Here is a 17,026-nt window from a genome sequence, read left to right on the forward strand (position 1 = left end):
AAGCCGCCCCCGACCCGGCTCACGTTGACCCTGCCGGCGATCAGTACGGCCGAGGAGGTCTGGCTGGTGGCCGCTGGCGCCGACAAGTCCCGGGCGGTCGGCATGGCGCTGGCCGGGACGGTTCCGGCGCCCCTACCGGCAGCGGGGGTGCACGGGGTACGGCGTACCCTCTGGCTGCTGGACCGGGCCGCAGCGGCCGACCTCCCCCCGCGCTGACCCCACTCACCGCACGACCCGCCTCCTCTGCCCTTCCCGTCGATCATGGACTTGTGGTGGGGATTACGCCCCGGTTCAACCCTTTTGTGGGGCACCACAACTCCATGATCGCCGCGGTCAGGCGTGGTGGGCGTGGGTCCTGAACGACAAAAACGGTCGAGCGCCGGCCCACCCCGACAGGGGCGGACCGGCGCTCGGCCGTGGGGACGGTGCGGGTGCTCAGACCGTGCCGGAGTTGACCGCCAGCTTCAGCCAGAGCCCCAACCCGACAATGCAGGCGAACCAGACAAGACCCACCAGGACCGTGTACCGGTCGAGGTTCTTCTCGGCCACCGAGGAGCCGGCGAGGCTGGAGCTGACCCCGCCACCGAACATGCTCGACATCCCGCCGCCCTTCCCGCGGTGCAGCAGGATCAGCAGGGTGAGCAGGACGCTGGTAATGATCAGCAACACGATCAACGTGTATGCGAACCAGATCGGCATGGTTGGGGTCAGTCCTCTCGTTGCGATCCCGGTCCGGCGGGGGGCCGGACGCGGTGACACCGACCGGTGGGCGGGCGGGCCATGCAAGGATAGCGAGCAGTCAGCGGCTGATGTGCTCCGGGAACCGGCAGATCTGCGCGAATTCTTCGGCGTCCAGGCTGGCCCCGCCGATCAGCGCGCCGTCCACGTCCGGCTTCGCCATGATTCCGGCGATGTTGGACGACTTCACCGAGCCGCCGTAGAGGATCCGCACCTTCTCGGCGGTCTCCGCCCCGAAGCTCTCCGCGATGCGCTGGCGTACCGCGCCGCAGACCTCCTGGGCGTCCTCCGGGGTGGCCGTCTTGCCGGTACCGATCGCCCAGACCGGCTCGTACGCGACGACGACCTTCTCCACCTGCTCGGCGCTGAGCCCCTTCAGGGCGGCGTCGAGCTGCTCCGAGCAGTGCGCCACGTGCCGCTGCTCGTCGCGGACGTCGAGCCCCTCCCCCACGCACAGGATCGGCGTGAGGCCGTGGGCCAGCGCGGCGGTCACCTTCGCGTTGACGGTCGCGTCGTCCTCGTGGTGGTACGCGCGCCGCTCCGAGTGCCCGACCACCACGTAGGTGCAGCCGAGCTTCGCCAGCATCGCACCGGAGACGTCCCCGGTGTAGGCACCCGAGGCGTACGGCGACAGGTCCTGGGCGCCGTAGCCGATCAGCAGCTTGTCGCCGTCCACCGCGGTCTGCACGGTACGCAGGTCGGTGAAGGGCGGCAGGACCACCGTCTCCACGTCGGTGAGCTGCTTCTCGTTGAGGCTCGCCGCCAGCTTCTGGACCAGCAGGTTGGCCTCGAAGTGGTTCAGGTTCATCTTCCAGTTGCCGGCCATCAGCGGCCGGCGTACGGGGGTAGCCATCAGGTCAGTTCTCCAGAGCGGCGATGCCAGGGAGGGTCTTGCCCTCCAGGTATTCCAGCGAGGCGCCCCCACCGGTCGAGATGTGCCCGAACGACGACTCGTCCAGACCCAGGGCGCGGACCGCTGCGGCGGAGTCACCGCCGCCGACCACCGTGAAACCGTCCACCTTGGTGATCGCCTCGGCGACTCCCCTGGTCCCGGCGGCGAACGCCGGCATCTCGAACACGCCCATCGGGCCGTTCCAGAACACGGTCCGGGCGCTGCCGATCACCTCGGCGAACGCGGCCACGCTACGCGGACCGATGTCCAGCCCCAGCCGGTTGGCCGGGATGGCGTCGGCGGCCACCGTGTCGTGCGCGGCGTCCGGGGCGAACGCGGCGGCGGCCACCACGTCGACCGGGAGCATGATCCGACCCTCGGCCCGGTCCAGCAGGTCCCGGCAGGTCTCGATCATCTCCTCCTCCAGCAGCGAGGTGCCCACCTCGTGGCCCTGGGCCTTGAGGAAGGTGAAGCACATCCCGCCGCCGATGAGCAGCCGGTCGACCTTCGGCAGCAGCGCCTCGATCACGGCGAGCTTGTCGGAGACCTTGGAACCGCCGAGCACCACGACGTACGGCCGCTCCGGCTCACCGGTCAGCTTCGAGAGCACCTCGACCTCGCGCAGCACCAGCCGGCCGGCGACATGCGGCAGTCGCGCCGGTACGTCGTACACGCTGGCGTGCCTGCGGTGCACCGCGCCGAACGCGTCGTCCACGTACGCCTCGGCGAGCGCGGCGAGCTGGTCGGCGAAGGCGCCCCGCTCGCCCTCGTCCTTGCTGGTCTCCCCCGCGTTGAAGCGGAGGTTCTCCAGCAGGGCGACGTCGCCGTCGCCGAGGGCGTCCACCGCCGCGCGGGCCGACTCGCCGACGGTGTCGGTGGCGAACCGCACGTCGGCGCCGAGCAGCTCACCCAGCCGGGCGGCGACCGGGGCGAGACTGTACTGCGGGTCGGGCGCCCCCTTGGGGCGGCCCAGGTGGGAGCAGAGCACCACCCGGGCACCCGCGTCCCGCAGCGCGGTCAGCGTCGGCAGCACCGCCCGGATCCGACCGTCGTCGGTGATCGCGCCGGTCTGCTTGTCGAGTGGCACGTTCAGGTCGGCGCGCACCAGGACGCGCCGACCCGAAACCCCCTCGGCGAGCAGGTCATCGAGGGCCCGGACACTCACAGCGACTGACCCACCAGCTTGACCAGGTCCACCAGGCGGTTCGAGTAGCCCCACTCGTTGTCGTACCAGCCGACCACCTTGGCCTGGTTGCCGACCACCTTGGTCAGACCGGCGTCGAAGATGCAGGACGCCGGGTCGGTGACGATGTCCGCCGACACGATCGGGTCCTCGGTGTAGACCAGGACGCCCTTCAGCGGCCCCTCGGCGGCGGCCTTCATCGCGGCGTTGACCTCCTCGACCGAGGTGGCGCGGCCCAGGTTGACGGTCAGGTCGGTGGCCGAGCCGGTCGGGATCGGCACGCGCAGCGCGTACCCGTCGAGCTTGCCCTTCAGCTCCGGCAGCACCAGGCCGATGGCCTTCGCGGCGCCGGTGGAGGTCGGCACGATGTTCAGCGCGGCGGCGCGGGCCCGGCGGAGGTCCGAGTGCGGACCGTCCTGGAGGTTCTGGTCCTGGGTGTACGCGTGGATGGTGGTCATCAGACCGTGCTCGATACCGAAGGTGTCCTGGAGGACCTTCGCCATCGGGGCGAGGCAGTTGGTGGTGCAGGACGCGTTCGAGATGATGGTGTGCTTCGCCGGGTCGTACTGGTCGTGGTTGACGCCCATCACGACCGTGACGTCCTCGTTCTTGGCGGGCGCCGAGATGATGACCTTCTTGGCCCCACCGTCGATGTGCGCCTTGGCCTTGGTGGCGTCGGTGAAGAAGCCGGTGGACTCGATGACCACGTCGGCGCCCAGGTCGCCCCAGGGCAGCTTGGCCGGGTCCCGCTCGGCGGACGCCTTGAGGGTCTTGCCACCCACGGTGATCTCGTCGGCGGTCGCCTTGACCTCGTGCGGGAGCCGACCGAGGATGCTGTCGTACTTCAGCAGGTGCGCCAACGTCGCGTTGTCGGTCAGGTCGTTGACGCCGACGATCTCGATGTCGGCGCCGGACGCCAGCACCGCCCGGAAGAAGTTACGGCCGATGCGGCCGAAGCCGTTGATGCCAACCCGGATGGTCACAGGTCCCATCTCCTCGCTCTGGTCCGCCGGCATCAGGGTGTGGCCGGCGGTGTGCCGGCCCTGGGAGCCGGCCTTTGATAGGTCATCTCGGCCACCCCGCCGCGGTCGTAGGACCTGACCGCCCGAGGCGGTTGGTGCGGCGCGGAGAACCGGTTGCCGGCCCCGTCGCCGTACGGTGCGACCTTATCCGAGCGGGTCACACCACGCAGCGCCGGGGCGTGAACCCGCTCCCGCCGGTACGCCTTCCGTCCTATCAGACCACGAGCATGTCGGGCGTGACGGCAGCTTCGGTATCCGGGATACCGAGGTCACGGGCGCGCTTGTCGGCCAGGGCCAGCAGCCGGCGGATCCGGCCGGCGATGGCGTCCTTGGTCAACGGCGGATCGGCCAGCGCGCCCAGCTCCTCCAGGGACGCCTGGCGGTGCTCCAGCCGCAGCTGACCGGCCGAGGTGAGGTGGTTCGGCGCGTCGTCGGCGAGGATCTCCAGGGCCCGGGTCACCCGGGCGGCGGCGGCCACCGCCGCCCGCGCCGAGCGGCGCAGGTTGGCGTCGTCGAAGTTGGCCAGCCGGTTCGCGGTGGCCCGCACCTCGCGGCGTACCCGACGCTCCTCCCAGGACAGCACACTGGAGTGCGCGCCGATCCGGGTGAGCAGCGCGGCGATCGCGTCCCCGTCCTTGACCACCACCCGGTCCACCCCGCGCACCTCGCGGTTCTTGGCGATGATGCCGATCCGGCGGGCCGCCCCGACCAGCGCCAACGCCGACTCCGGGCCGGGGCAGGTGATCTCCAGCGCGGAGGAGCGGCCCGGCTCGGTCAGCGAGCCGTGGGCCATGAAGGCGCCCCGCCAGGCGGAGACCGCACAGCAGACGTTCGCCTGGACCACGTGCGGCGGCAGGCCGCGTACCGGCCGGCCCCGCACGTCGAGCAGGCCGGTCTGCCGGGCCAGCGCCTCGCCGTCCTTGACCACCCGCACGATGTAGTGGCTGCCCTTGCGCAGCCCGCCAGAGGCGAGGACGTGGATCTCGCTCGGGTACCCGTAGACGTCGGCGATCTCCCGCCGGAGCCGCCGGGCCACCGAACCGGTGTCCAGCTCGGCCTCCACGACCACCCGCCCGGAGACGATGTGCAGCCCGCCCGAGAAGCGCAGCAGCGCGGCCATCTCCGCCCGGCGGCAGCAGGGCTTGGGCACGTCGACCCGACTCAGCTCGTCCTTGACCGCAGCCGTCATCGCCATGTGCGTCCCCTTACGGACCGGGTTCCGGCGTGCTGCCGGTGATTACGTACGTGCTTAACGATCGGCGCCCAGGACAGGCACCAGTGCGGCGCCCAACGCCACCGGATCATGACGGGGGGTCCCGTCGGGGAGGGCGATCGGGGCGAGCACGAGTCGGGCACCCAGCGATTCTGCCGTACGGGCGACCGGGTCCGGATCGCCGACCGCCCCGCCGTCGGCCAGGACGAGGTCCACCTTCAGCTCGGGCAGGTACCAGCGCAGCGTGGCAAGGTGGTCGGCGAGGGAGAGCCCGAGGGTCTCCTTCTCGGCAGCGAGGTTCAGCGTGACCAGTCGCCGGGCCGGGCTGGCCACGATCGCCGCGGCGAGCCCGGGGACCAGCAGGTGCGGCAGGACACTGGTGTACCAGCTACCCGGGCCGAAGATCAACCAGTCGGCGGCACGGACCGCCGCCACGGCCTGCGGGCAGGGCTCCGGGGCGACCGGGTTCAGTCGTAGCCCCTCCACCCGGCCGGTGGTCACCGCCACCTGGTGCTGCCCCCGGACGGTGCGGATCTCGGCCGGCCGGTCCGGGTCGGCGCCCCGGACGTGGGCCTCGATGCCGACCGGTTGGCAGGACATCGGCAGGACCCGGCCCACCGCGCCGAGCATCGTCCCGGCGTGGTCGAGGGCGGCGACCGGATCGCCGAGCAGCTCCATCAGGCCGCAGAGCACCAGGTTGCCGACGGCGTGTCCGGCCAGCCCGTCCCCGGTCGGCTCGCCGGCCGCCTGCCGGTTCGTCCGGTCGCCGGCCGGGCAGCCGGCCGACCCGGTGCCGCCCGCCGCCGGGACGAACCGGTGCTGGAAGAGTCCGGCGCTGCGCCGGGTCGCCGGGTGGTCCCCGGCGAGCGCGACCAGGGCCTGTCGCAGGTCACCGGGGGGCAGGCCGCCCCGCTCGGCGCGGATCCGCCCGCTGGACCCGCCGTCGTCGCCGACGGTCACCACGGCGGTGATGTCCAGGTCCAGTTCGGGCGTGCAGTGCCGGAGCGCCCGCAGCGACGCCGCCAGCCCGTGCCCGCCGCCGAAGGCGACCACCCTGGTCACGGTCATTCACGCCCCAGATCTCGGTGTTGTGCGTTGGCGGCCAGTCGGGACCGTCGCAGCCGGGCGGCCAGTTCCTCGGCGATGGCGACGCTGCGGTGCTTGCCGCCGGTGCACCCGACCGCCACGGTCAGGTACCGCTTGCCCTCCCGTTCGAAACCGGGCGTGGTCTCGTTGATCAGCTGCGCGTACGTCTCGACGAACGTCTCCGCGCCGTCCTGTCCGAGCACGTACGTGCTGACCGCCTCGTCCCGGCCGGTGTGTTCGCGCAGTTCGGGCACCCAGTACGGGTTGGGCAGGAACCGGGCGTCGAGCACGAAGTCGGCGTCCGGCGGCAGGCCGTACTTGAAGCCGAAGGAGAGCACCGTGACCCGGAGCTGGCGGGCGTCCTCCCCGCCGAAGAGTTCCTCGATCCGCCGCCGAAGCTGGTTGACGTTGAGGTGGCTGGTGTCGATGATCACGTCGGCCTGGTCGCGGGCCTCCTCCAGCAGGCCCCGCTCGACGGCGATACCGTCGGCGAGCCGGCCGTCGCCCTGCAACGGGTGGGAGCGCCGGACGCTCTCGAACCGGCGGATCAGCACGTCGTCGTCGGCGTCGACGAAGACCACCCGGGGCTGGAAGCCGCGTTCCTTGAGCGCCCGGATCGCCCCGGCGAGGTCGGTGGAGAAGGCCCGGGACCGGACGTCGAGCACCATCGCGGTACGCCGGGCGGCGCCACCGGCGGCGAAGGCCAGCTCGGCCATCTCGATCATCAGCGCCTGCGGGAGGTTGTCGACCACGTAGAAGCCGACGTTCTCCAGGGCGCGGGCGACGGTGCTGCGCCCACCGCCGGAGAGCCCGGTGACCACGACCAGCGTGGTGTCCGCCGGGGCGGCTGTCAGTGTCGACGTCGTTGTCTCCGGACCCGAGTCGTGGCTCATCGGTACCTCACCCATTTCTTCCCCCACCGTGGCGCCGGCACCCCTCCCCGGCCGACGCCTGGTCGATCTGCGACTCTATCCCGCTTCGCCCGACCCGTCCCCCGGCTGCTCCCGCTGCGGCGCGCCCCGTTGTGACCATGGGTGGAGATCGTGGACATCGTGGTGGGTATGAAGGCCCCGCCGCGCGCCCAGGCCAACCGGCCGGTCACCCACTGACCGGCCGGGAGCGGAGGAGCTGCTGCAACCTCCTGACCCGCTGGCGGCCGAGCACGGTCAGGTAGTCGGACGGCTCGTCGAGGCAGGACTCGACCTCGGCCGCGCGGATGATCCCGACGAGCCGCTCCGCCAGCTCGTCCGGGTCGGGTCCGACCTCCGCGCAGAGCTGCACGTGCAGGTCGCGCAGCGCACCGCCGATCTCGCCCGGCTCCTCCTCGTACTCCTTCCAGGCGTCGAGCAACGGCGGGACGATACGGTCCCACACCCGGGCGGCCTGCTCGACCAGGAGCAGCAGTTCCCCGGTCGGTGGCCGCTGGGCGAGGACCTGCACCGTCTCGACGATCGCCCGGCCCGCCTTCTCCACCTGGTTGAGGTCGCCGGTGGTCGCCTCGTCGGCGAGGTCGTCGATGGTCCGGCGGGCGTCGGCCAGTTCGGCGTCGGTGGCCGGTCCGAGTTTCCCGGCGTACGCCAGCAGCCTGGCCGCCAGCACCGGGTCGGTGGCCGCGTACTCGGCGAGCAGCAGCGCCAACCGGCGGGTGGGCAGCGTTGCCGCCAGCTCGGCCAACTCGGCGACCCGGGGATCGATCTCCCGTTCCGGGTTCGCTGCCGAGGACCAGGCGAACCCGTCCTCCAGCGCGGCCTCGGTCAGCGCCACGGCGTGACCGCACAGTTCCTCCGTGGACGGGCAGTCACACTCGGCGGTGAAGCCGTCCACCGTGACGCCCACCCACACCTCGTACGCCGGCTGCCCGCTCTCCCGGATGACGCAGGACACTCCCCCGTCGGCCGCTACGAGGGTTTCGGGTTCCCCGGCGGCGAGCAGCCGGTCCGCCACCTCGCACGCCGCCGGGCCGGCCTCGCTCCGCAGGGCGTCGATGTCGATCCTCACCGCCATCCGGTCATTGAACCGGCACGGCTGATGCCGCCGGCATCGGGGGCGGCTGTCCCCAGTGGTCGGGTTGTCGTCAGCGCTGCCCGTCGTAGCAGGACTGGGTTTCGCAGCCTGTCGAGCTGCACCGTCCTTGCTAGCAAGGTGTGCTGTCCGTTCGGGACGGCACCAGCGCTGCCGCCCCGGGTGTCCGCCCGGATCGACCTCGCCCGCGTGACCCACTCAGTTTCCTGGAAACAGGGTGTCAGCCCCCGCTCCGACAGCCCTGTTTCCGGTAAGAGCGCCCGGCAGTAGGGCGGTGGTGGCGCGGCTGTGCCCGTCGGGGGGCGGTCAGCCGGGCAGCGCCGCCCGCAGGCCGGTGACGAACGACGACCAGGCCGCCCGGTCGAAGATCAACGCCGGCCCCGCCGGGTCCTTGGAGTCCCGTACCGCCAACACGTCAACCAGCTCCGCCACCTCGACACAGTTGGAACCGCTTGCGCTACTCCGGCTACTTCTGCGCCACACCGCGCCTACCAGATCCGAAGACATCATGGGCAGCGCTCCCCAGGTCAGTCCGGGATCTCAGCGGCGACCCGAGTAAGGAAGTCGGCAGACCGGTCAGGGTCGAGCGCCTTGGCCCGGAGGTGGTCGAACATGAGTCTATATCGGGCCACCTGCTGCCCCTCTTCCAGCAGCAGCGTGCTGGTGTCGTTATCGAGGTAGACCACCGTGGGGTCGAGCAGGGAATCGGCATAGTCGAGCAGGGTGAACGGCCCACCCATCGCGGCGTGCGCGCCGGCGGCGAAGGGCAGGATCTGAAGCTCGACAGTCGGCAGGTCGCACGCCTCGACCAGCCGGGCCAACTGGGCACGCATCACTTTCGGGCCGCCGACCACCCGACGCACCGCCGCCTCGTCCAGCACGACCCAGAGGGCCGGCGGCACGTCCCGGGAGAGCAGCACCTTGCGCCCCAACCGTGCTGAGACCCGCCTGTCGATCTCGTCCTGGTCGGCGGTGCTGCGGCCGGCGCGGACGATGGCGCGGACGTACTCCTCGGTCTGCAACAGACCGGGCACGTAGAGGCTCTCGAAGGTGCTGATGACGGTGGCTTCCGCCTCGAAGCCGACGTAGTCGTCCGGTAGGACGTCGCCATAGGCGCTCCACCAACCCTTCTGCCTCGCCTGCCGGTGCAGTGCGGTCAGCACCTCGCGTTCCTCGTCGGACACCTCGTAGATGTCGAGCAGCGCTTCGATGTCCTTGGTCATCACCCGGGAGTGCCCCAACTCGAAACGGATGACCTTGGTGCGATGCCAGCCGAGGAGCTTCGCCACCTCCTCGGAGGTACGCCCGGTGCGCTCCCGCAGCCGACGCAACTCCCGGCGTAGACGACGCGCTCTGATCGTCGGGCTCGGTACCTGGGCCACCATCAGTCCCTTCTCACGATGAGTGACTGACTTCTTACCACAGGGCCACAGTAGAACGACAACCAACGACACCAAATCACGACGTTGCATTTTTGGACGCAGTGCGCAAAGCTTTCAGTAACCACCTGCTCACCGAACGAGAGGCGCGCCTGTGACCGACAATCGATCGTTGCGTTGGGGACGGGGGCCGGGGCAGGGCGGCGTGTCCCGGGCCGAGCTGTCCGCCGTACTCGATTCCACCGACCTTTCCGAGCGGGTCCGGGCCGCGATCGCCCACGCCCTGACCGACCCGGCCGCCGTCACGGCGTACGTCGATGCCGTGGCCAACCGGTATGCGACCGAGCGGGAACGGCGGACCCGGCCGTTGGTCCCGCCCGCCGCCGCCTTCGATCCGCGCCGCCGCTGGACGCTGCACCTGACCTTCCCTGCCAACGACCTGCGCGACGCCCGCGACCAGGCGGTCACCTACGCCGAGGGACTGACCATCCTCCGGCCGGAGCTGGCCGCTGGTGCGGCGCTGATCTCCCGGGCCGACGCCTGGAACCACATCGAGCCGGTGTTCTGCGGGCGGGTCGGCCCGGACGACGAGGTCTGCATGGACGTCGCCGGGCATCCGGGCTTCCACCGCGCGGCCGGGCTCGGCGGCCTGTGCTGGGGCGACGGTGACGATGACGGCAGCAGCAGGGATGCCGCCGGGGCCGGGCGGTGACCGGGACCCCGGCCTACCCCCGGGTGTCACCGTGCCGGTACTGCGGGCTGGTGGTCCTCCGCGACAACGACGGGCGGTGGATCCACGCGAACCTGTCGTACCTCTGCCGCGACCGGGCCGGTGGGCTGCGCGGCTCGCACGCCGACCCGGAGTTGGTACCGGCGGTCCCGCCGAGGTGGGGACCGCCGGCACCGGGACAAACGGGTCAGATCGCGCGGGCCACGCAGATCCGCGCGGACAGCCGGGGACCCGCCTCGTAGACCATGTAGGACACCCCGCCGTCGGTACCGAAGGTGGGCGCGGCGACCCGGCCGTTGTCGGACGCGATCGGCGTGTGGAACACCCCGAGGTGCACCTCCCGGTCGAAGGCGTCGCCGACCTCGGTGAGCCGCAGCTTCCCGTCGTTGCCGTGGTAGACGACGTAGCTGGTGTCGTTGCGGCGCAGCAGGTGCGGGCCGGAGATGTCGGTGAGCCCGTCACCGGACGGGGAGACCAGCGGCTGCGGGTCGAAACGCCACTGGTCCCAGCCGTTCGGCGACCAGCCCCAGAAGATCTTGCGGGTACCGGGCGCGACGGTGTGATAGCCCATGTAGAGCATCACGTACCTGTTGCCCAGCCCGGGTACGGCGTGTTCGAAGACCCGGGCGTACGAGGTCTCGGTGGTGTTCGGTACCAGGTTGGTGCTCAGGATCGGCGTCTCGTCGGTGAAGGTGATGCCGTCGGTGGAGCGGGCCACCCGGGTGCAGTTGTTCTCGCCGTGGAAGTAGAGGAAGAACTCCTTCGTGGCGGCGTTCCAGACGACGTGCGGCGAGGAGACGTGGCTGACCGTCGTGGTGGGCAGGTACCGGTCGACGATCGGGTTGCCGGGATACTCGGTGTACGGCCCCTCCATCCGGTCGGCGTAGGCCAGGCAGATGCCGCCCGGCGCGTCGTGCGGGGCGTAGTACAGGTAGTACCGGCCCCGGGCCCCGGAGATCTTGTCGTAGACGCCCCGCACACAGGGGAAGATGGTCTCGCCGGTCGGGTTGTAGACCAGCGGCTTGTCGAAGGCGTCCCGGACGTACCGGTAGCTGGGGAAACCAGCCGGGCCGGCGAGGGCGGGACCGCCGCCGGTGAGGGCGCCGAGGCCGGTGCCGGTCGCTGCGGCGGTACCGAGCAGGGCGGCACCGCGCAGCAGGCTACGGCGGTTCAGGGTGTGCGGTGGTACGGATGGCTGGTGCACGGGGGACTCCGATCATGGGGGACGCCCGGGGACTGCGCAGTCGCGACGATGGCCGGCCAGGCGAATGGCAGTCACCGGGGTGACGGTGCTGGTCGTCGAGGAGCATGCCCTGTGATCGATGAGTCTGCGCCGACCGGAATCACCAGGTCAAGGTGCTAATACGAATTACCAAAGCGTCGAGGCAACGCTCAGCGCTTCCGGTCAGCGCTTCCGGTCAGCGCTTCCGGTCAGCGCTTCCGGTCAGCGCTTCCGGTCAGCGCTTCCGGTCAGCGCTTCGGGTCAGCGCTTCCGGTCAGCTGCGGACCGGTCGTACTCGGCCCGGGCGGCGAGCACCGTGCCCACCTCACTCTCGACCAGCTCCAGCAGGTCGACCAGCTGCGCGGCCACCCGGGCACCGAACGGGGTGAGGCTGTACTCGACGTGCGGCGGGATGGTCGCCTGCACGTCGCGGCGGACCAGGCCGTCCCGTTCCAGTGCCTGCAACGTCTGGGACAGCATCTTCTCGCTGACCCCGTCGACGCGGCGACGCAGCGCGTTGAACCGGTACGCCCCCTCGTGCAGCGCGGCGAGCGCCAGGATCCCCCACTTGCCCGCGATGTTCTCCAGCACCCGCCGGGAGTCGCAGTTGCGCGCGAAGACGTCGGCGACGAGCCGGTCGTCGGCATCCGGCTCCGCGTCGGGGCTGACGGGGGACGCGGTCATGCGTCGACGGTACCCGGGCGCCCCCGTGCAGCGGCAGTGATCCCGGTTACCAAAAGTTGGTACTTTCAAAAAGTTAGTGCCAGGCTTCGGGTTAGCGAGCAGCCCACCCCTTCCTGAGGAGCAACCATGATCGTCGTCACCGGAGCCACCGGTCAGCTCGGCCGGCTCGTCGTCACCGAACTGCTCGACCGGGGCGTCCCCGCCGGAAAGGTGGTCGCCGCCGTGCGTACCCCGGAGAAGGCCGCCGACCTCGCCGCTCTCGGCGTGCTCGTCCGGGAGGCCGACTACGACCGGCCGGACACCCTGGACACCGCCCTCGCCGGCGCCGACCGTCTGCTGCTGGTCTCCGCCAACGAGGTCGGCCGCCGGCTGGACCAGCACCGCAACGTGATCGACGCGGCGGTACGCGCGAACGTGCGGCTGCTGGCGTACACCAGTCTGCTGCGCGCCGACACCTCCACCCTCCCGCTCGCCGCCGAGCACAAGGCCACCGAGGAGCTGATCCGCGCCTCGGGACTGCCGTTCACGCTGCTGCGTAACGGCTGGTACACCGAGAACTACACCGGCAACCTGGCCGGCACGCTGGCCCACGGGGCGGTGCTCGGCAGCGCCGGCACCGGCCGGATCTCGGCCGCCACCCGGGCCGACTACGCCGCCGCTGCCGCCGCCGTACTGACCGGCGAGGGACACGCGAACACCGGGTACGAACTGGGCGGGGACCAGGCGTTCACCCTCACCGAACTGGCCGACGAGATCACCCGGCAGAGCGGCACCGAGGTGGTCTACCGGGACCTGCCGGTCGAGGAGTACAGCGCCGCGCTGGTCGGTTTCGGCCTACCCGAGCCGTACGCCGCCATGCTGGCCGCCTGCGACCTGGGCATCGCCGCCGGTGAGCTGGTCACCGACCGGGACGACCTGCGCCGGCTCGCCGGCCGGCCGACCACGTCGCTGGCCGACGCGGTGGCCGTCGCGCTCAAGGGCTGACCCGGGCTGACGCCCGAACGGGCCGAAACGGACCACCGGTGGCACGCCGGTCCGACAGCCAACCCTCGTCCGCTAGCACGAACGGTGCAGTTCGACAGGCGACAGAATGGAGGCCCGCCGCCAGGTCACCAGAGTCCGCCACCCGCTCCGCTCCCGTCGATCTTGCAGTTGCGGCCCTCGCAATTGGCCGCCAAGCGGACATTAGAGGGGCCGCAACTGCAAGATCGTGCGCGGGAAGGGGCGAGGTCAACGCGTGGGAAGCGCAACACGCGCGGGAGGAAGGGAAGCGCAACCCGGGCGCCCAGGCAAGACGCGCGCAAGGGCCGACGCACGGGGTCGGTGCGGGTGAGGGGCGGGGATCAGGAGTCCGGGGTCGAATCGGCCGGGCCGCCCAACGCGGCGAGGATCGCCTCGGCGGTCCGCCGGCCGATCCCCGGAACCTCGGTGATCTCCTCGACGGTCGCCCCGGCCAGCCGCTTCAACGAGCCGAAGTGCGCCAGCAGGGCCTTACGGCGTACCGCGCCGAGACCGGGGACGTTGTCCAGCCCGGAGACGGTCATCCGCTTGGAGCGCCGCTCCCGGTGGAACGTGATGGCGAACCGGTGCGCCTCGTCGCGGACCCGTTGCAGCAGGTAGAGCCCCTCGGAGGCGCGGGGCAGGATGACCGGGAAGTCGTCGTCGGGCAGCCAGACCTCCTCCAGCCGCTTGGCCAGCCCGCAGAGCGCCACGTCGTCCACACCCAGCTCGGCGAGCGCCTGGGCGGCGGCGGCGACCTGCGGCTGGCCGCCGTCGACCACCACGAGCTGCGGCGGGTACGCGAACCGGCGCGGCCGGCCGGTGGTGGGATCTACTCCCGGGCGGTCCGGGTCGCTGGCCAGCTCGTCGCCGATCTCCCCGGTCTCGGCGCGCTCGGCCAGGTAGCGGGCGAACCGGCGGCGCAGCACCTCGCCCATCGCCGACAGGTCGTCGGTGGCGCCCCGGACGACGAACCGGCGGTACTCGCTCTTGCGGGGCAGCCCGTCCTCGAAGACCACCATGCTGGCCACCACGTCGGTGCCCTGGATCTGGGACACGTCGTAGCACTCGATCCGCAGCGGTGCCGTCCGCATGCCCAGCGCCTCGGTGATCTCGTCGAGCGCCTTGCTGCGGGTGGTCAGGTCACCGGAGCGGCGCAGCTTGTGCCGGGTCAGCGCCTCGGCGGCGTTGCGCGCCACGGTCTCCAGCAGCGTCTTCTTGTCGCCACGTTGCGGCACCCGCAGGGTCACCCGGCTGCCCCGGTGGGTGGACAGCCAGTCGGCCAGCGCCTCCGCGTCGGCCGGCAGGGCGGGCACCAGCAGCTCCCGGGGCACGTCCGCCTCGCCCTGCTCCCCGCCGTACACCTGGGTGCAGAAGTGGTGCACCAGGTCGCCGGTGCTCAGCTCCTCGGTCTTCTCCACCACCCAGCCGCGCTGGCCCCGGACCCGGCCGTCGCGGACGTGGAAGACCTGGACGGCGGCTTCGAGCGGGTCCTCGGCGAAGGCGACCACGTCGGCGTCGGTGCCGTCGCCGAGCACCACGGTCTGCTTCTCCATCGCCCGGCGCAGCGCCGCGACGTCGTCGCGCAGCCGGGCGGCCCGCTCGAACTCCAACTGCTCGCTGGCCTCGGCCATCTCGCGTTCCAGCCGCCGGACCATGGTGTCGGTCCGGCCGGCCATGAAGTCGCAGAACCCGTCGACGATGTCCCGGTGCTCGGCGGCGGAGACGCTGCCCACGCAGGGCGCCGAGCACTTGCCGATGTACCCGAGCAGGCACGGGCGGCCGACCTGCCCGGCCCGTTTGAACACCCCGGCCGAGCAGGTCCGCGCCGGGAAGACCCGCAGCAGCAGGTCCAGCGTCTCGCGGATCGCCCAGGCGTGCGAGTACGGCCCGAAGTAGCGCACCCCCTTGCGCTTGGCGCCGCGCATCACCTGGAGGCGCGGGTACTCCTCGTCGAGGGTGACCGCGAGGTACGGGTACGACTTGTCGTCGCGGTAGCGGACGTTGAACCGGGGGTCGTACTGCTTGATCCAGACGTATTCGAGCTGGAGGGCCTCCACCTCGGTGCCGACGGTGACCCAGTCCACCGACTCGGCGGTGGTGACCATCTGCTGGGTGCGCTGGTGCAGGTTCCACAGGTCGCCGAAGTAGGAGTTCAGCCGGCTGCGCAGGTTCTTCGCCTTGCCGACGTAGATCACCCGACCGGTGCCGTCGCGGAAGCGGTAGACCCCGGGGGACTCCGGGATGGTGCCGGGCGCGGGGCGGTAGGTGGAGGGATCGGCCACGTTCCGAGCCTAGTCCGTGGGCATGACACTCCAGATCACGCCGAGCTGGTCGACCTCCGAGCCGCTGCGGCCGTGGAAGCCGGCGAGCCGCCAGCCGGGCGGCGCGGTCCAGGTCACCGCCGCCGGGGTCGGGGTGCCGCCGGTGAGGGTACGACCGAGGTTGGTGGTGAGCCGGATGGAGAAGATCCGGGTCCGGCCGTCCTTCTGCCCCTGGGTGACGGTCACCTGGTCGACGTACTCGCCGTCGGCCAGGGTGAGGGCGGCGGCGGTCCCGCCGGTGCCACCGTGGGTCGGGGTGCGGCCGTCGGCGAGTGCGACCCCGATCTGGTCGAGCCGGGCTCCGGCGCGCAGCGACACGCCGGTGACCCGGGGGCCGACGGCGTCGACGTCGGTGAACGGGGTGCCGTGCGGGCCACCCCACGGGTCGCTCATCCGCAGGGTCGGGTCGAGGGTCCAACTGAACCAGGCGGCGTGCGGGTAGTGGTCGGACAGTGGCGCACCGGCCGGGTCCAGGAACCGGGCGTGCTCGTTGTGGTAGCGGGTCAGGCCGAGCCGGACCAGCCGGTTGCCCCGGAAGAGGATCTTGTCGACCACCTCGCAGGCGTCGGTGACGTTCGCCGGGTCGCAGGTCAGTGCCGGGCTGCCGAGGGCCGGCGGGACGCCGCCGCGTTCCTGGAGCACCCACGCGTCGGTGAGCCCGTTGGCGGCCACCAGGTCCCGGATGGTGTCCCCGGTACGGGTGTAGCGGACGTTCAGGTCACCCATCACCACCACCGCGTTGCCGGCCGAGTTGGCGGTGATGTACGCGGAGAGCTGGCTGAGGTTGGCCCGGCGGGCGGCCAGGTCCCGCTCGGAGCTGCCGGCGTTCGCATGGACGTTGTAGAAGTCCAGGTGGACGCCCTCGGCCAGGCGGATCCGGGACCGGCTGAAGCCCTTCGGGGTGAGGCAGTCGGCGCCGTTGCAGTCGTCCCAGCGCACCCGGACGAAGTCCGAGTAGGGCAGGTTCGACATGGTGTTGAGCCCGTCGCCGAACGGCACGCCGCCGCTGGTCGGGGTGCGGTACGGGTGCCGGTCGGTGGCGTACAGGTCGGCGTGGTAGTTGAAGTCTTCCTGGACGTGCACGACGTCGTACCCGTTGACCCGCTCCCCGATCGGCTTGGTGTTGACCGCCGGGTTGCTGTCGGAGAGTGGTTCGGGCAGCCCGGCGACGTTGTAGGTGAGCACCGAGAAGGCGCCGGAGGTGGCGGCCGGGGCCGGCGCTCCGGCCACCACCGGCCCGGCGGCGGCGGGCGGTCCGGCGGCCGGTGGGGCGGCGGACGCGGGTACCGGGGTCAGGGCGGCGAGCAGTGCCACGGACGCGAGCAGACGTACGGGGGTCATCCGTCGTCCCTTCTCGACTCTGCCGGCCGGGTGTCGACAGCGGACCGGGCACCGGCCGTCTGCTGGACGGGCTCGAAGGCTAACCCGACAGATCCAACTCTCTCAATACCAACGGGTAACCGTCGGTGACGCAGTGATGGATGTCTTCCCATCCGGGAAGCCGCCGCTTACCCTCGGGTAACTGAATGTTC

Annotated in this window: 17 protein-coding genes; 3 read left to right on the plus strand and 14 right to left on the minus strand. The window is 71.4% G+C overall.

Features of this window, described 5'->3' with window-relative positions; genetic code table 11:
* On the plus strand, positions 1-216 hold a 216-nt coding region (locus GSF22_RS17445), incomplete at its 5' end, for a 6-phosphogluconolactonase (protein ID WP_208814676.1).
* A gap of 219 nt (positions 217-435) precedes the next feature.
* Here GSF22_RS17445 and secG read toward each other — a convergent pair.
* The 10 genes from secG to GSF22_RS17495 all read right to left on the minus strand — a co-directional run bounded on the left by secG (position 436) and on the right by GSF22_RS17495 (position 9,538).
* Positions 436-699 carry a preprotein translocase subunit SecG gene (secG, locus tag GSF22_RS17450; RefSeq protein ID WP_208814677.1) on the minus strand — a complete coding sequence of 88 codons (264 nt, stop codon included), beginning with the start codon at positions 697-699 and terminating at the stop codon, positions 436-438.
* Between the two features lie 100 nt (positions 700-799).
* Entirely contained in the window at positions 800-1,591 is a 792-nt protein-coding gene (tpiA, locus tag GSF22_RS17455; protein WP_208814678.1) for a triose-phosphate isomerase, read from the minus strand.
* A 4-nt stretch (positions 1,592-1,595) separates the two neighbouring features.
* The gene (locus tag GSF22_RS17460; protein WP_208814679.1) at positions 1,596-2,795 is read right to left on the minus strand and encodes a phosphoglycerate kinase; all 1,200 of its coding nucleotides are present in this window, start codon (positions 2,793-2,795) and stop codon (positions 1,596-1,598) included.
* Positions 2,792-3,796 (minus strand): type I glyceraldehyde-3-phosphate dehydrogenase, encoded by a 1,005-nt coding sequence (gene gap, locus GSF22_RS17465; protein WP_208814680.1) that lies wholly within the window; start codon positions 3,794-3,796, stop codon positions 2,792-2,794. Before gap ends, GSF22_RS17460 begins: the two co-directional genes overlap by 4 nt.
* 253 nt (positions 3,797-4,049) lie before the next feature.
* On the minus strand, positions 4,050-5,030 hold the full coding sequence (gene whiA, locus GSF22_RS17470; RefSeq protein ID WP_208814681.1) for a DNA-binding protein WhiA: 981 nt from the start codon (positions 5,028-5,030) through the stop codon (positions 4,050-4,052).
* A gap of 54 nt (positions 5,031-5,084) precedes the next feature.
* Positions 5,085-6,116 carry a gluconeogenesis factor YvcK family protein gene (locus tag GSF22_RS17475; protein ID WP_208814682.1) on the minus strand — a complete coding sequence of 344 codons (1,032 nt, stop codon included), beginning with the start codon at positions 6,114-6,116 and terminating at the stop codon, positions 5,085-5,087.
* Positions 6,113-7,027 (minus strand): RNase adapter RapZ, encoded by a 915-nt coding sequence (gene rapZ, locus GSF22_RS17480; RefSeq protein ID WP_208814683.1) that lies wholly within the window; start codon positions 7,025-7,027, stop codon positions 6,113-6,115. Before rapZ ends, GSF22_RS17475 begins: the two co-directional genes overlap by 4 nt.
* Positions 7,028-7,232: 205 nt before the next feature.
* Positions 7,233-8,138, minus strand: coding sequence for an SWIM zinc finger family protein (locus GSF22_RS17485; protein ID WP_208814684.1), 906 nt, complete (start codon positions 8,136-8,138; stop codon positions 7,233-7,235).
* 324 nt (positions 8,139-8,462) lie between these two features.
* Positions 8,463-8,666 carry a DUF397 domain-containing protein gene (locus GSF22_RS17490; protein WP_208814685.1) on the minus strand — a complete coding sequence of 68 codons (204 nt, stop codon included), beginning with the start codon at positions 8,664-8,666 and terminating at the stop codon, positions 8,463-8,465.
* Positions 8,667-8,683: 17 nt separating this feature from the next.
* Positions 8,684-9,538, minus strand: coding sequence for a helix-turn-helix domain-containing protein (locus GSF22_RS17495; protein WP_208814691.1), 855 nt, complete (start codon positions 9,536-9,538; stop codon positions 8,684-8,686).
* A gap of 151 nt (positions 9,539-9,689) precedes the next feature.
* Between GSF22_RS17495 and GSF22_RS17500 the strand changes: the two genes are divergently transcribed.
* The gene (locus GSF22_RS17500; protein ID WP_208814686.1) at positions 9,690-10,247 is read left to right on the plus strand and encodes a hypothetical protein; all 558 of its coding nucleotides are present in this window, start codon (positions 9,690-9,692) and stop codon (positions 10,245-10,247) included.
* A 205-nt stretch (positions 10,248-10,452) separates the two neighbouring features.
* Here the strand turns inward: GSF22_RS17500 and GSF22_RS17505 are convergent, their stop codons facing one another.
* Positions 10,453-11,469, minus strand: coding sequence for a hypothetical protein (locus GSF22_RS17505; RefSeq protein ID WP_307804071.1), 1,017 nt, complete (start codon positions 11,467-11,469; stop codon positions 10,453-10,455).
* A 279-nt stretch (positions 11,470-11,748) separates the two neighbouring features.
* On the minus strand, positions 11,749-12,171 hold the full coding sequence (locus GSF22_RS17510; protein WP_208814687.1) for a winged helix-turn-helix transcriptional regulator: 423 nt from the start codon (positions 12,169-12,171) through the stop codon (positions 11,749-11,751).
* A gap of 126 nt (positions 12,172-12,297) precedes the next feature.
* On the opposite strand from GSF22_RS17510, the gene GSF22_RS17515 reads away from it, so the two are divergent.
* A complete protein-coding gene (locus GSF22_RS17515; protein WP_208814688.1) occupies positions 12,298-13,155 on the plus strand; it encodes an SDR family oxidoreductase in 858 nt (285 codons plus the stop codon).
* Between the two features lie 359 nt (positions 13,156-13,514).
* Here GSF22_RS17515 and uvrC read toward each other — a convergent pair whose 3' ends face one another.
* Complete coding sequence (gene uvrC / locus GSF22_RS17520; RefSeq protein ID WP_208814689.1) at positions 13,515-15,455, minus strand: excinuclease ABC subunit UvrC; 1,941 nt, start codon at positions 15,453-15,455, stop codon at positions 13,515-13,517.
* 9 nt (positions 15,456-15,464) lie between these two features.
* Positions 15,465-16,835: a jacalin-like lectin gene (locus GSF22_RS17525; protein ID WP_208814690.1), complete on the minus strand. Its 1,371-nt coding sequence runs from the start codon at positions 16,833-16,835 to the stop codon at positions 15,465-15,467.
* Positions 16,836-17,026: the final 191 nt, after the last annotated feature.

Source organism: Micromonospora echinofusca (assembly GCF_017614955.1).
In the GTDB taxonomy this organism is placed as follows: Bacteria; Actinomycetota; Actinomycetes; order Mycobacteriales; family Micromonosporaceae; genus Micromonospora; species Micromonospora echinofusca_A.